The organism is Flavobacterium tegetincola DSM 22377 (genome assembly GCF_000425485.1).
Taxonomy (GTDB): domain Bacteria; phylum Bacteroidota; class Bacteroidia; order Flavobacteriales; family Flavobacteriaceae; genus Flavobacterium; species Flavobacterium tegetincola.
The window spans coordinates 183,448-198,400 of the sequence record NZ_AUDN01000015.1 but is presented as its reverse complement, the minus strand read 5'-3'; the positions used below and the strand labels follow the sequence as shown (position 1 = coordinate 198,400).

Genomic DNA, 14,953 nt, shown 5'->3' with positions numbered 1-14,953 from the left:
ACCTACAATCAGAAAGTGTCAATGTTGCAAAACGGGCAACCTGCATACGATATTGGTTTTTGATACCAGAGGTCCACCGGCTTGGTATCTTGGCGTTAGCCAAAAGGCAAAGTCCCACCAAAATTAACTTGGAATGGGTAAGGGCACTGTGCTCAAAAGTGAAGGTAAACACTAAAAAATGACCCCCATTTTACTGCACAAAAAAAGAGGATCATCTAATCCTCTTGATATTCTTCAAAACGCTTTACGATAACTCCATAAGTGTTGACGGCATGTAATCGGTTCCGTTCAACACAGGTTTCATTGTTCGTTCTCCGAACGCAACGAAACCTTAGCTGTTATGCGTAACGTTTGCCCTTAAATCTGTAGAAAATGGAAGATTATTCGTTTAGGTCAAGAAAGGTTATTTTTTTCGGTGTGCACCATTTTTTTGAAAAATAAAAAATTGAAAATCGAGATTAAAATCCAAACTGGAGCTGAAAAAAATAGGGCAAAAATAGATAGTGGTAAAATTCCTTTTATTCCTGCAGTTACGATATTGTCATGTGGCAATCGATTAGCAATAGAAGTAAATATACATGCAATAATCATACATAGAAGACTGGCGATTAAAGCTCTAAAAAACAATTTCCAATTGGATATTTTTGAGGTCGCTGCTTTCAAATTAGAAAATAAGCGAAGGTATAGAAGCGTAACGAGTGTCGAAATAATTAGGTGATACAAAATAGAAGTATCTGGCAGTAAGAAAAACACAGTACTATTCCCAATTACTAGATTAATCAATATGCAGTAAAAAATATAAGTTGCATTTTTATTCTTCATCTATACAATTTAAGCAGTTATTATCTAAAAACAGGGTTTATCATTTTACCTCCATACGCTCATATTCCACAAAAGATTCATTGTTGAAATCTCCGCCTGTAAAAAGCCGGTCTCCATCTTTTGTTCTGGCGATGAATAATATAAAAGATTCGGCATCTCCAATGGGATTTCCGTCGCGTTCTCTAAAGAAAACCAGATGCGGATTTCCATTAATATTTGTGACGATATAAGGATGCGTCGTAATTTTCCCTTTTTCATTAATCTTCATATAACCTGCGTGGTAGATTTGGTAAGACGTAAAATCTTTGTAATACTTCTTAGATATGATTTTTAATACGCCTACATCATTGGTAAACTCCAAAGTAAATTTACTTTCCTCACTTTTCGGTTTCCAATGTCCATCAATAGCACTGGCCACCACATTTTCTTTGGTTAGGGTGAGTGTTAAAACCTCATCTTTTTGGGCGTACACTAAAACCGAGATCAGCGATAGCATAATGGTGGTTACTATCTTCATTTTTTAAATTTTTTACATATAAATAAAAACATCGCAATTAAAAAAAGCGATCCAAATCCAATTAATAATCCGTAATTTTTAGACTTGCTAATCTCTTTTTTTACCGATCCTTTAACATCTTTAATTTTATAAAGCGCTTGCAAAGCTTCGTAATCATCAGGCTGAAACTCATCCGGATCAGCAGTTTGTATGGTTTGCCACTTATTTACTTTATCGTTAAAGTAATAAACGGAATTTTCGTCTTTAAAAAAATGATGATATAATACGTCTACTGGTGCGCTATCTGGATTACTGCCAGAGCAAGAGTTGAGTACTTCCACAAAAGAACCTAAGTAACTTAGCGTTGTTTCGTCTGCATTAATTGGAAAAGATTTAGTGCCATCAAAAAGGGAATGATTAAGCAAATAGTAGGGACCCAATTGCTTGACTAATTTACTTTTTAAGGCAATTTTAATGACAAATTTCAAATCAAACCGTTCGCCAACGATGTAAAAAAAATCATCGTCTGCCAATGCTTTTGGTAACGTACGGCTATAACTATTTACCGTTGGGTAAAATTTTGCATCGGCGGAAATTTGTGTGTTTGCAAGGCGATAATTATCGGTATTGCCCATATAATAAAAATCTTGTCCTTTAAAAAGATTGCCTTCCATAGCAGTTAACTGGTTTGCACTGACCTTTATTTGAGCGGGAAGACTAAAATTATCATCCCAAATGGGATAAATGTTATTTCGAAAAATCATAAAATTATTTTTCCCTGCTAAAGGCTTCAATAGTTTTGCTGATGAATAGGCATATTCTACCTCTATATCTTCGCCATTAAGCGGATTTTTACGGGTTGAAGAAGCACCGTCTCTTTTCTTTAAAATTAAATTTCCTACTTTCCAAAGCGGGATAGTTCCATCTAATAACGTCATGGCGTTATAACCGTCTTTAAAACCTAAAGCTAAAATTTGCGGAGTGACATCTTCAAAATCGCCATCCGTTCTGATTTTGAACATGGTGTTTCTATCTGCCAAATAATCTTCATTTAAACCTGGAGAACAATTGTAATATTTGGTTTCATTGGGAGATAAACCTGGCAAAACTTCAATTGTATATTGTATAGTATCGTTTAAATCTAATTTAATCGCATATACATTTTTATTATCCTTGACATAATAACCGTTTTGCCAGGATTTAATGTTGACCACATTTACAGGCAGATCTGGTATTACAATTTTTGTGATTTTATTTTGCCAATTGTCTATATACGTCCACTTTCCGGTGATTAAAAATAACCGACCATTGATGTTCTTTAAGGCTTCGTTTGCTTCTAAAATTTTGTAAAATTTAGCTAAATCTCCTTCGTATTGCTCATTTTTTGCCAAACTGTAAACACCTGCTTTATCTGCAAAAACGAAAACACTTTCATCTTCTCCATAAAATTTGTAGCTGGATATATCAATCCCTTTTATTAACCTATTATTTTGTTTGACATAGCTAAAACCGTTAGGATCTTTCTCAGTAAATTGGAAATATAATTTACCATTTTTAACAATTAATTTAGTAGTTCTGCTGGTGTGATAATCATAACATTCGCTGGCTTTTACCAACTGACTGGTAAAAATAAACAAGAAGATTAACAAAAGTTTTTTCATAATGAGCAAAATAGTGTAATGCTTTTTTTTCTAGCACTAAAATTAGATCTAATTTATGCTTTTTTTTTAGATGATAATTATTTGGTTGTTACGCCTAATTATTCGTCCGCATTTAAAACTTATTCGTTTGAGGAATTGAACTTACGCCAATTCCTTTTCGATGAGATCTTTAATATAATTCAAAATAATTAATGCTTTTAAATTTATACTTCAATTCTTAAGATAGAAATTTTGTAAATAAAAAAACACCTTTTCAATCGGCCAATGATCAAAGTTCAGTTATGAAAATCGATAGCCAATAGAAAAGTTGCATTAAAAATTTTTAAATCAAAATAAAATTCATTTTATTCTTTCATCTCCTTAATTTTAGATGCTTTCTGCTCAATAATCTATTGGAAATTGATCACAAATTTTTCCTTAGTATTCAGAACTTTTTTCATACCGGCTAACCAGTCACCTTCTGCCCTGTATCCTAATTAAAGTAAAGTAACACTTCTTAAGCCTTTTTCTTTCAATCCCAAAACTTCGTCAACAAAAGCATTGTCAAATTCTTAAGCAGGAATTATAGCTATTTTCAATTCAGTAGCATGGCCTAAAGCCAAGATAAAACCTATATACGATTGGCGAGCGGCATGCTCAAAATTTTTTGTGCCGGTTGGTTTAAGAATAGTTTCTTTAATTTCTTGATTGGAAACAACAAGCAACCTGTATTGTTGTAAACCAGATGAAGTAAGCGCTAATCTTGCGGCCTCGAAGATTTTATTTAAATCTTCTTTGCATACTTTTTTTGGGATCTTAGATGTTGCTACGTTTCTTCAATTTAAAGCTTCTATTAATGCCATTTTATCGTATTTAAATATTTATTTAAAGATGATTAATTTAGAACCAACTCCATTATTTTTTTTTATTGTTGGTAACCGTCAATCTTGCTTTTATATTAGCATGAGCTGCGTTAGAATACGGACAAACCTGATGTACTTTTTCTACAAATGCTTGTGCTTATTCTTGACTTACGCCAGCAACGTCCACTACTAATTTTACCGCTAAACCAAAGCCACCTTTGTCGTTTTGACCAATGCTTATTTTCACTTTTACACTAGTATCTCCCGCTTCAATTTTTTTTTGCTTGAAAACCAAACTTAATGCGCTATCAAAACAAGCGTAATATTCGGTTGCGAATTATTGTTCTGGATTGGTCTAATCATCGTTTGCTCCACCTAATGCTTTTGGAATTCTAACTTCAACATCTACTATTCCGTTGTCACTTTTAACGTGGCCATTACGACCTCTTGTTGCAATTGCTTCTGCTGTATATAATGTTTTAATTTTACTAAAATTTTATTTTTTATTAATTTAATTTAATTCGATGCATTTGAACTCTAAAGTGCCCACACAATCTTTCACTTTTGGATTTTTCATATTTTCAGCATTTTGTTTAAAATATTTTTAAGCATTAGCAACTCTTTAATCGTAACATCCAAGCACTCCAAAATTTTCATCGGAATTTCTTTCGCTTGTTCCTGAAACTTAACTCCTTTATCCGTTAAGGAAATTAGTACCACTCGCTCATCCTGTATGCTTCAGTTCTGTAAATGAGTTCTTTTTGCTCTAAACTTTTGACTATCGGTGTTAATGTTCCGCTGTCCAATCTCAACTTCTCCCCTAATTGGTTTACTGTTTTAAGTTTTTCGCTCCATGAACCCGACAGCACCAAATACTGCGGATAAGCAATATCCAATTTATCCAATAAGATTGTGTAAAGATTGGTAAACTCTCTCGAAAAAGCGTATACAAGAAAGCAAAGCTGCTTCCCAATTTTTAATAAATTTTCCATATTTAATTAATTGATGGTAAACAAACAACCAAAATTTATCAAATTAAATTTCGCACAATATAAAATTAGCATAAAATAAAAATATTGCCTTTAATTTAATTAGTCAAGCAATTCGTAACAATTGTGTTTATAAAAAAACAGTTACGAATAAATTGACTTCTTACACCAATATTTCCATAACCTTAACGAATAAAAAAAATATAAAATTGATTGGGTTTAAACTTCTATTTTAGATTGCTAATAAGGTTTTTGTTCTGAATTCAAACGTTACATTTTATTAAATAATAAAGGTGATATTAAATTTACATTTAAATAGTAAGACATTGAAATATTTATTAATAATAGCAATATCGTTTTTTTTCTCCTCTTGTGGAAAAAAAGAAAAAGCGAAAACAGAAGCATGGGATTTTTCTAAATATGAATTTAAAACCAATTAGCTGTTTCCATTAATGACTCTAAATAGTTATGATGTTGTTTCCATAGAGAAGCTGAGCGATAGTCTACTACTTATTGATCTGGCAATTTGTAAAGGTTGGAACGCTCAGGTTATAAAATTTACAGATACTGTAAAAATAACTGAAAACATTTAAATTTGCGACACTTTGGGAAGCCAAGTCTCACAAATTATAAGTTACAAAAAGAAAAATGAAATAGTTTTTAAACTCAAATTATATAAAAATGAAAAACAAATAGCTATAATTATGAAGATAAGTTATTCATAGCCGACAATAAATTAAATTATTTCTGTGATCAATTTTACATCAAATAAAACTGACAGTTTATGCAATTATTTAGAACAATCATCTTTTGCATTTCCATTTTTCTGCCAATCCTGAGCTTGCTAGATATTTTGCTGAGCTATCTTTTCGATATCAAGATTATCTATGAAATCTTAATTTGGTTTTGGTTGCCAATATTTTTGGGTAGTCTTTTTATACTTTTTAGTTCTAAATCAAATTTATCACTGTCGTGTTTTATCGGGAAAGAAGTTGACACGTTAGATAAGAGAAAGTTGTTGGAATAGAAAATATGATTTAGAATAATAATGCGAAAATTATATAATAGAAATACAAACTGAAAAATGTAGCTATTAATTACCTTCAAAAGAAAATAAACAACAAAAATATAAATGAAACAACACGCAAAACAAACCCTTCTACTCATCCTTATTTTACCCTTTATGATTTTTTGCAACGGCGATGTAAAAAAAACAAATGCAGATCCATCTGATAAAAACGCCAAACAAATTGATACAGTACAAGTCACAAATGCAATTGTAGAAAATGACACCACCTCTTATAACTTAAAAACGGATGCCCTTCCGATTGACGGTATAAAACTGAATCAGCCTTTGGCTAACCTGTTAAACCCTTATCATTTAACCAAGGATGACAATAGCAATTTAGAGTATAACTTAAACTTAGATTATGAAGAATTTGCCTTCGATGTAAAATACAAGTACAAATACAACGGGGTAGATCTTGGTAAAATAAACAGTTTGGTAGTTTACTATTTAAAAGATAAAGAGTCTGCATTTTGTTATGAATTGGAGATGGAGAATAACCCGAACTGCAAAAAAGTAGTAGGCGAACTGGGAAAGAATTTTGGTAAAAGCACTTTCTACAAAAAATCAGAAAACACAAAAGCTCGTCCAATATTTGTAGATGATAATGGCGAACCCAAAACAGACCATATTATTCAAGAATTGATTAAATGGAATGATGATAAAAATAATGCTGACTATTATGTGATTTCTACTGAAAACCTAACCACAAAAGAGAATAAATTAACGGTTATCGTAATCAGCACCACCAGTAAAAAATCTGCAGAGTGGATAAGTTATAGAAGCCTAAAAATGGTTTTCGAATAATAAAACTGGCTTTAAAACGTATTTTTATACTCAAACAATAAACAAAAAGTGATGAAAAAAATTATAGTAATGGTATTATTTCCTTTAATATTTGCCTGTCAAGGTAAAAAAGAATATCCCGAATTGATCGATAAACAGGAAGCTAGAAACGCTGACGAAGATTATGAAAAAGAACATTTTCAAGAATTCTTGGTTTACGAAGACGTTACGACTAAAGACGGTAAAACCGCTAAATCAACAAAGAATGATCAAACACAATATCCTTGGGAAAATTCTACCTCAGCAATACGGGCAGAGCAAACCTTGACAGAAATTGAGCATTCTATACAAGCAAGAACTGATGGCGCATCAGAATATAATAAAACACCATCAAGATCAATTTACTTTACTTCTTTAGTATCTAATTATTTCACAGCTAAGCAACTGGAAGAGTATAAAAAAACGGGAGGTATAACTTCCGAAAAATCTGTTTTAAATTATATAAAAGCTAAAGTGATATCGTATGAATTAACAAATGAGAAAAACGAAAAAATAAAGTTATCGCAAGAAGTTTTAGGTTTAAATAAAGGCGGAATTGATGATGAAACAGGAAAGTTATTGGAGGGAATAGGTTTTCAAACTTTGGGGATGGATGCTGAATATTTACGATTAAAAGGTTTTGTAGATATCGACATTGAAATTCCAACAACGTATGAAAAAATAGAAATCACAAAAGATAACATTGGAGATAAATTTACAATTGCTGGTCAAAAAATTGAGGTTTTAGAATTGGATGCAAATGCTTTTCATTATAAATTATTTGATAACAAATCAGAAACTTTTGACATTTATGTAGACAAGTGCAACGGGAATTACGGAAAAATTCAAATTCCAGAAAGTGTTTATCGTAAATTCAGAAACAATCAAGGCTTGGATTACAATTCGTTTTTGAAGAAATACAAGGAATTTGGCTTAGATAAAATGGAGAATAAAAAGGAAGAAAATTATATTACCGCTTTAAAATCAGACGAATGTGAAATTGAAAGAATATTTTTATACTGCCCTATAGCATCAAAATTAGTAAAGAAAACAATTCGCGTTCCAGTTAACATCGTCATAAAATAAAACTCATCCAGCTAAGTCGTACAACAATTAAACTTCCGTTTAACAAGCATATAGTTAAAAAATAAAACGACGGCGAAAAAAAGCAAACGCAAAAACGACCAATCAGCTACGAATAATTATCCAAACCCAGCGAATAATAGAACAATCTACAAATTAAAAATACATTCAGCATCTTTAGTAAGAAAATGATAACATCCTCATTTCATCAAATAATTGTATGCATTCTATTGATAAATTGAGGAGTAAATTAAGAGAAGCATTAGTGTTTCTATAAAATAAATCTAACAGTCAACATTAGGAATACAAATAACTAAATATCAATTAATTAGCATTTATTTTAACAAATGAAAAACACTCACAACATCATCATACTTTCAGTGATCATCCTATCACTAGCGTCCTGTTCAGCGCAAGACGAGAAAATTGTAAATCTGGCTAACATTACTACAGATTTTAATGTCGCTAAGTTTTATAAGGAAAAATTAGAAACAACAAATGAAACGCTGGCTAAAGACCCAAAAAAAATAGATAAAGAGGATGCTTCCCAACTTTTAGATAATCCTTTTATCATAAAAGATACTTTGTGTTATTTTAAGGATGTAATGGAACGTTTACCTGGGGATATGTACATCGCTAGTAAAAGTGATTGGATGAGTAGAAAGTTAAAGCCGATTAAAAATTTTGGCTATGCCTACAAAACCGTTGCATGGAGCGAAGAAAATGATACCATTGCTGTTATAAATCAGGTTTACTTTCCCAAGGTTGATATGATTGAAAGCGAAAACGGAGATTTGGTCTTGATAACAGCATCAAACTCAACCATTGATGAAGCGGGCATCAAAAAATTAGAAACTTTCTTAAAATCAAAATATAAAGTTGGGAAAACCAGCGAATCAGATTTCAGTCATGAAAAGGTTTCCGATTGGCAAAACGAAGATTTTATTTATCGGTTGGTAAAAATGGAGAAAACCTATTCCGTAAGTTCTGGCGAAGAATCCCATTTCGAGAAGAAACTTGAAATTGAATATGTAATTTTTAATAAAAAATATTTACCCATTATAAAGGAAACAGGAAACCGAATTGGTGGTCAAAGTTTTGAACAGTATAACTTAGCCAAATAACCTATACCATCAACAGCGTTAACTTGAGAGCGCTGTGTTGAGTTGAAAAAAGCATAGAAAATTGTAGAATTAGTCAAACAACAACATGAAAAAAATAATTTTTACAGCAATTGTAGCTATGGCTTTATTAAGCTGTAGTAGAAACAAGACTAAAGAAGCTCCAAAAGATAGTTATGCCACTGAGGAAAAAGCGACTGCAAAAGAAAAAGTAACTTCTGATGAAAACCAATCACAACAACAGAAGCAACTTGAAGCTGGGCAGGTAACGGCTGGAGAATGGAACGATTTAGAAAATTGGCCATTTTGGTACTCTATAAACAAAGACTCCACGTTTTTGGGAATGGCTGAATACTGGGGGTATCACTTAGATAACAGGATTTCGATAAACCTGCAAAGCGGTTCATCAATTTTAGCTGATGTTCTGGTTGAATTGGTTAATGGGAAGGATGAAGTAATTTGGCAATCAAAAACCAATAATAAGGGAAATGCTGAATTATGGCCTTTTCACATGAATGGAAATCAATCCACTTTAAACAACTTAAAGATAAGAGTTGGCAATCAATTATTTAAGGACCTTAAAGTAGCTAAAAACAAAGAAGTGAATAACTTGGTTTTAACAAATGCCGTTAAACACAATACAGAGAAGAAAATTGATATTGCTTTTATGTTTGACGCTACTGGATCTATGGGAGACGAAATGGATTATTTAAAGGTGGAGTTAACAGATGTTATTGCAAAAGTTAAAACTAAAAACCCAACCGCAACCATAAATTTGGGTGCAGTATTTTATAGAGATAATGGGGATGATTACGTGACTAGAAAATCAGATTTTTCAACAAATATTGACCAAACCGTTGATTTCATTAAAAAACAGTCTGCAGATGGTGGTGGAGATTTCCCCGAAGCTGTTGACATTGCCTTAAATGAATCCATCAAAGATTTACAATGGTCTTCAGATGCTACATCGCGGATATTATTTTTAGTATTAGACGCTCCACCTCATCATGAAAAAGATGTAATTACTAAAATTCACAACCTCATTGCATTGGCTAGTAGCAAAGGAATAAAAATCATCCCCATTACAGCGAGTGGTATTGACAAAGAAACAGAATTTTTAATGCGCTACATGGCTATTGCCACCAACGGAACTTATGTTTTTATTACTAACGACAGCGGAATTGGCGACGATCACTTAGTGGCTTCGGTTGGAAAATATCAAGTGGAGTTGTTAAATAGCTTAATGGAGAGATTGATCAACGAAAGTTTAAAATAGTTGGGCAAATGGATTTGTAATTTTTACGATTAGCTGGAAACTTAATATTTATATTTCCGTTGCTAATCAAATCAATACGCATTAAATAATGTTAAAAATTAAGAATCAAAATGAAGAGACTGATCTATTTACTGGCAATCATATTATTTATTTCTTGCAAGCAAAACACCAATAAATCCGGATTAAAGGAGTCTAAATCCGTTATGACTTCAATAAAGGATAGTGTAGTGAAATCCACCAAAATTATCCTTTTCAAAAAAACTAGTAACGAAGGCGTATTAATTGGCAATGATATTAAATTATTGGACAAGCATCTGAATGAAATTAAAGATATTTCATTTTTGAATGGCCAGATTGTTCAAGTTATTGGCGTAAGCGACAGCACTTATAAATCCAATACAGAAGATGAATATTGCCAAGAATTTAAATATGTTAAGGTGAAAATAAAGGATATGGAAGGTGTTGTAGATGGAAGAAAAGTTTACGGATTCACTAAAGACGAGCAAAATAAAAACTTTAACATTGAAGGAAATGAAATCTCCTTCACACCAACCCAATATTATGGAACTGGCGTTGCAGACGATAATGGTTTAACAGGATGCCAAACCCAGAACCCTGTTATTTTCTCTGATAAAAATGCAAATTACAAGGGACTTGTAAATATGGTAAAGAACGAATATGTGTATGACGATTATCCATATTTTGAACTTAAAGCTGATGATGGCAACTACGATGAAATTTTAAGTTTGAAAAAACAAAACGACAAATATATTCTAGAAATAAAAAGAGATTATCAAGAAGGAATAGCAACGATGATGACAGCAATTTATAAAAATAGCAACGGAGTCTTTGTTGCGGAAATTATTAAATCTAGTGCAGTAAGAACAAGTAACCGAAACAGATAAATGAAAAATTTACTTTTAATCATCTCCATTTTATATTTAATGGTAATCAGTTGCACATCCAATAAAAAGGTTGATAAAAATATGGATTCAATTGCGACTGAATCAGTAATAGTTGATGAAAATAATGCAATAGATAGCAACGTCTTGACAAATCCAGACAATGCTAAAACTTCGATAAATGATTTACCCATTTACGGAGAACTCACGCAAGAAAGTTTGGCAAAATATTATCCCAACATTACCGATACGATTAAGGAGTTGGCGAATTTGAGTGCATCCAAACTTGATCTGAATCCGGGCAACGGTATTTTAGTTGCTATGTTTTACAATAGTGCTGTATCGTCACAAATGTTTCTCTGTACTCACGATAGAAAAGGCAACCTGATTGATAAATTGTACATCGGTAAAGCAACAGATTTTGACGTTACCAGCCATACGATTGCAATGAAAATTATAAGCAAAACGAAGATTATTTTTGACCAAGTGGATTGGGGTTATGTTGGCGATAATGATATTGACACCATTGGACATGAGAAATGGCTAGTACGTGTTGATAAAGATGGTATGATAGAAAATATTATAACTGTTTATAAGAAATTGCCTTAAAACTAATCTCTATGAAAAATCAATACAACCTCAAATACTTACTCGCCTTTATTTTACTATTTATGAGTGCTTCCTCTTTTTCACAAATCAAACAATCTATAACCGTAAAAATTGAAAGCGGACAAACCACTAAAAACTATAAAGGGGAACAATTGGAAAGTTTTTTGGTAGAAATGGTTGCGGTGAACTACGGAAATGCACTCACGTTTACTAAAGCGAACAATCGAATTGTGATTACTAATGCGCAGGAACCAAATGCAACTATAAAAATTTATCTTAATGATGAAAAAATGCTTGGCCGAGAACTCTTATATAAAAATACCGTTTATTTGGCTGTCCAAGAAATTAAATTTGACATTGATAATTTGCCAAAAAACAGTACCATTTCTATTGAATGGAAAAATAATAAGCCCATTAGCTACGGGGTTACATTGAATAAACTTACTTCAGAAGACCTGGATTTAGATAAAATGTACAAACTTTTTGTGCGGATGGATTATCCAAACGAATTAGAAACAGATGATGCTATTTTTGAACACATGGCAGAATTTTTCTCAAAAGAAGATGCACTACTCCGAATTTATGAAGGCGCTTATGCTATGCAATTTAATAAATCAATTGTAGCCAACTTAAAAACCGACGAATATGGAAAGATTAAAGAGGGAATTATTTGGAGTCCAAAGCAGAATAAAGATGGCCAATATCAAATTTACAGTAACGGAAAAATAGTAGTTTCCGGCGATCAAAGTCTAACTGATTTTCAACAAACATTTATGGCCTATATGATCAAACATCAACCAAATTAAGCATATGAAAAAGAAGCATTTAACGCCATTATTATTTTCGCTGACAATTGGAATGATTTTATTTTCTTGCAATACTGAAGTAAAGAAAAACCAAAAAGTGGAGCGTGTTACATTGGATGAAGTGCCACCAATTGAAAACCAGCAATCAGTTTCAACACTGTCTAGCGATACTTGGAAGGTTACTGATGAATTGTATGAAGCAATTTTCGCCAACAATACAGAACGAGTAATTGAAATGCTGAAGACCAAGTTTTCTCCCAATTACGAGCCAAAAAACAAGATTACACCACTGAAAGCGGTAATTATGACTGCCGACAATATAACCTTAGCTAAGTTTATGATTGATGGTGGCGCAACCATTAATGATAAAAAACAGGATCTTATTTTAGACGTTGCAGAATACAATAGGCTAGAGATTATGAAGTATCTCATCAGTAAAGGCGTTCCTTATAAAAACAATGGTTCATTTAGTAAAGCAGGTTTTTACCAGTTTTATGATGGCGCAAAGTATTTGTTATCAAAAGGCGCTAATCAAGACGTGGGCGATGTTCGTGGAAATTTGTGGTTTTACCATGAGGCCGTACGTAAATCAGATTACGAAGCATTGAATGCTTTGGTTTTAATAAAAGATAATTTAGATTATAATGATTGCGAAGGGCAAACGGCATTAATTATCGCCATAAAAAACAATAATCTGGAAATGGTGAAATACTTGATAAAAAGAGGTGCCGATAAAAATAAGACAGAAACTTTTGATTGCGGTGATGATATTTACTATGGTAAACTGCCGATTGAATTTGCAAAGGAGAAAAATTTTAGAGAAATAGTTGAATTTTTAAAATAAATTGAAAATCAGATATTAGATTTTCTATACCATTGATTTGCGTATTGTATGATAGGTAGTAAATACCCATAACAAAAAGCATTTCGAATTTAAACATTACGAAGCATTTAATGCTTTGACTAAATATATTGTGCAACAAACAAGCTGAAAAAATATGATTACCACAAGCCACGTTTTAGGAAAAACATATATCTCGGCACCTTTAGCGGAGACCGATATTCACAATGGTGGAACTATTTTCGGGATTATATATTATCAGTATCTCGAATTTATTTCAGAGAATGAAGTGAAAATTACGAATAGGATTACTTTTATTAGAAGGATGGCAGGCTTGCATGAATCAAAACAAAAAGAGATTTGGACGGGGTATTACAAAGTTGAAAGCGATAAAAAGCACATTAAATGTGAGTTGACTCATAGGAACGCAAAAACCATATTATATATTGATTTGGTAGACGAAAATACGCTATTGTGTGAGGAGTATTTTATGGATCATGATGGAAAAGGCCGTGTATTTTTTATTTTGGAAAATAACAAAACGGTCGGGGATTTCAAATATTTAGAGCAGGCGATAATTAGGGAACCATGGATTTAAAAAACCTTTACAATAATTTCATATCAGAAGGTTATACTAATTTTTACATAGAAGGAATTGTTGGCACAATGAAAAATGATGTTCATTGCTTAGGATTTGATAATCAAAACTGGACAGTTTATTACACTGAACGAGGGATAAAATCAAAGCCTATATTTTCAACTGCAGACAAAGAGGTTGCGATGGCTTACTATTCTGAATTTGTTTCTAAAATTGAACATTGGCACTTAATTGCATTTACACGGTCAAACAAGATACTTGACGATTTTAAATACAAACTAGAACAATTAGGAATCAAGACTATACAAAACGACATTCCGAATTTTAGATTGACAGTTGATAGGGTTTATAGACTTTTTGTTATAGATAAAGACATTTTTATTGCTAAAAAGCATATTGAAAACATACCATATTTTGACACGGACTTAAAAAATTACATGAAATGAAATACTATACCGTTTTTTTATTTACGGCATTGGCAAACCTAGCTTTCGCACAAACCACCCGTAAAATTGTGAAAGATTTTGACGGAGATGGAAAGAAAGACAGTGTGTTTATAGATAGTGATAAAGACATTTTGGTGCTCTGGCTTTCTACACAACGCTATAAAAAAGTAGAAAGCAAAGAGATTATCCACTTAAATTTCGGTAATACCTTGGTGCAAACCACAAAAGGTTTTGAGTTTTGGAACGATTACGACCGTTCGGGATTTATCAGTGTTTTCGAATACAACAAGGTCGCTAAGAAAATGCAGTTGGTACAAATGCGCAGAAGCGATGATGTCTTGGGGAGAGATAATCCTAACCAAAGACTTTACAAATCGAGTGTTGATTTATTGACCAATAAATACGCGGGTATAATTGAAACCGAGGTGAAGGGCAAAGTGGTAAAGGAAATTATTAATGTAGAAATGGTTTTCCCGAAAACCTATTTGGAAACTTTTACCGATGCTATCAACTTTGATTATCAAGAAAAATGTATAGCAATCTACAATAAAAACAAAGCAAAAAGATAAA

15 protein-coding genes and 1 pseudogene are annotated in these 14,953 nt (G+C 32.2%); 12 read left to right on the top strand and 4 right to left on the bottom strand.

Features of this window, described 5'->3' with window-relative positions; genetic code table 11:
* Window positions 1-127, top strand: a pseudogene (locus H602_RS20290) (IS91 family transposase); the annotation flags it as partial.
* 735 nt (window positions 128-862) lie between these two features.
* Here the strand turns inward: H602_RS20290 and H602_RS0103980 are convergent.
* The 4 genes from H602_RS0103980 to H602_RS18135 all read right to left on the bottom strand — a co-directional run bounded on the left by H602_RS0103980 (window position 863) and on the right by H602_RS18135 (window position 4,813).
* Complete coding sequence (locus H602_RS0103980; RefSeq protein ID WP_026976847.1) at window positions 863-1,339, bottom strand: hypothetical protein; 477 nt, start codon at window positions 1,337-1,339, stop codon at window positions 863-865.
* Window positions 1,336-2,979: a hypothetical protein gene (locus tag H602_RS0103975; protein WP_026976846.1), complete on the bottom strand. Its 1,644-nt coding sequence runs from the start codon at window positions 2,977-2,979 to the stop codon at window positions 1,336-1,338. The genes H602_RS0103980 and H602_RS0103975 overlap by 4 nt, the downstream gene beginning before the upstream one ends.
* 551 nt (window positions 2,980-3,530) lie before the next feature.
* Window positions 3,531-3,773, bottom strand: coding sequence for a nitroreductase family protein (locus tag H602_RS20445; RefSeq protein WP_342663470.1), 243 nt, complete (start codon window positions 3,771-3,773; stop codon window positions 3,531-3,533).
* A gap of 758 nt (window positions 3,774-4,531) precedes the next feature.
* Window positions 4,532-4,813 carry a MarR family winged helix-turn-helix transcriptional regulator gene (locus H602_RS18135; protein ID WP_245574907.1) on the bottom strand — a complete coding sequence of 94 codons (282 nt, stop codon included), beginning with the start codon at window positions 4,811-4,813 and terminating at the stop codon, window positions 4,532-4,534.
* Window positions 4,814-5,942: 1,129 nt separating this feature from the next.
* Between H602_RS18135 and H602_RS0103945 the strand changes: the two genes are divergently transcribed.
* The 11 genes from H602_RS0103945 to H602_RS0103895 all read left to right on the top strand — a co-directional run bounded on the left by H602_RS0103945 (window position 5,943) and on the right by H602_RS0103895 (window position 14,952).
* Window positions 5,943-6,683, top strand: coding sequence for a hypothetical protein (locus tag H602_RS0103945; protein WP_157504894.1), 741 nt, complete (start codon window positions 5,943-5,945; stop codon window positions 6,681-6,683).
* Between the two features lie 51 nt (window positions 6,684-6,734).
* Complete coding sequence (locus H602_RS0103940; protein WP_026976844.1) at window positions 6,735-7,787, top strand: hypothetical protein; 1,053 nt, start codon at window positions 6,735-6,737, stop codon at window positions 7,785-7,787.
* Between the two features lie 344 nt (window positions 7,788-8,131).
* Window positions 8,132-8,908, top strand: a complete 777-nt coding sequence (locus H602_RS0103935; RefSeq protein WP_026976843.1) for a hypothetical protein — start codon at window positions 8,132-8,134, stop codon at window positions 8,906-8,908.
* A gap of 85 nt (window positions 8,909-8,993) precedes the next feature.
* Complete coding sequence (locus H602_RS0103930) at window positions 8,994-10,181, top strand: vWA domain-containing protein (protein ID WP_026976842.1); 1,188 nt, start codon at window positions 8,994-8,996, stop codon at window positions 10,179-10,181.
* A 110-nt stretch (window positions 10,182-10,291) separates the two neighbouring features.
* Window positions 10,292-11,086: a hypothetical protein gene (locus H602_RS0103925; RefSeq protein ID WP_157504891.1), complete on the top strand. Its 795-nt coding sequence runs from the start codon at window positions 10,292-10,294 to the stop codon at window positions 11,084-11,086.
* Window positions 11,087-11,692, top strand: coding sequence for a hypothetical protein (locus tag H602_RS0103920; RefSeq protein WP_157504889.1), 606 nt, complete (start codon window positions 11,087-11,089; stop codon window positions 11,690-11,692). It abuts the gene before it with no gap.
* An 11-nt stretch (window positions 11,693-11,703) separates the two neighbouring features.
* Window positions 11,704-12,498: a hypothetical protein gene (locus H602_RS0103915; protein WP_035758837.1), complete on the top strand. Its 795-nt coding sequence runs from the start codon at window positions 11,704-11,706 to the stop codon at window positions 12,496-12,498.
* A gap of 4 nt (window positions 12,499-12,502) precedes the next feature.
* Window positions 12,503-13,342, top strand: coding sequence for an ankyrin repeat domain-containing protein (locus H602_RS0103910; protein WP_035758834.1), 840 nt, complete (start codon window positions 12,503-12,505; stop codon window positions 13,340-13,342).
* Window positions 13,343-13,496: 154 nt separating this feature from the next.
* A complete protein-coding gene (locus tag H602_RS0103905; RefSeq protein WP_026976837.1) occupies window positions 13,497-13,937 on the top strand; it encodes a hypothetical protein in 441 nt (146 codons plus the stop codon).
* Entirely contained in the window at window positions 13,928-14,383 is a 456-nt protein-coding gene (locus H602_RS0103900) for a hypothetical protein (RefSeq protein ID WP_026976836.1), read from the top strand. Before H602_RS0103905 ends, H602_RS0103900 begins: the two co-directional genes overlap by 10 nt.
* Window positions 14,380-14,952, top strand: a complete 573-nt coding sequence (locus H602_RS0103895) for a hypothetical protein (protein ID WP_026976835.1) — start codon at window positions 14,380-14,382, stop codon at window positions 14,950-14,952. The genes H602_RS0103900 and H602_RS0103895 overlap by 4 nt, the downstream gene beginning before the upstream one ends.
* Window position 14,953: the final 1 nt, after the last annotated feature.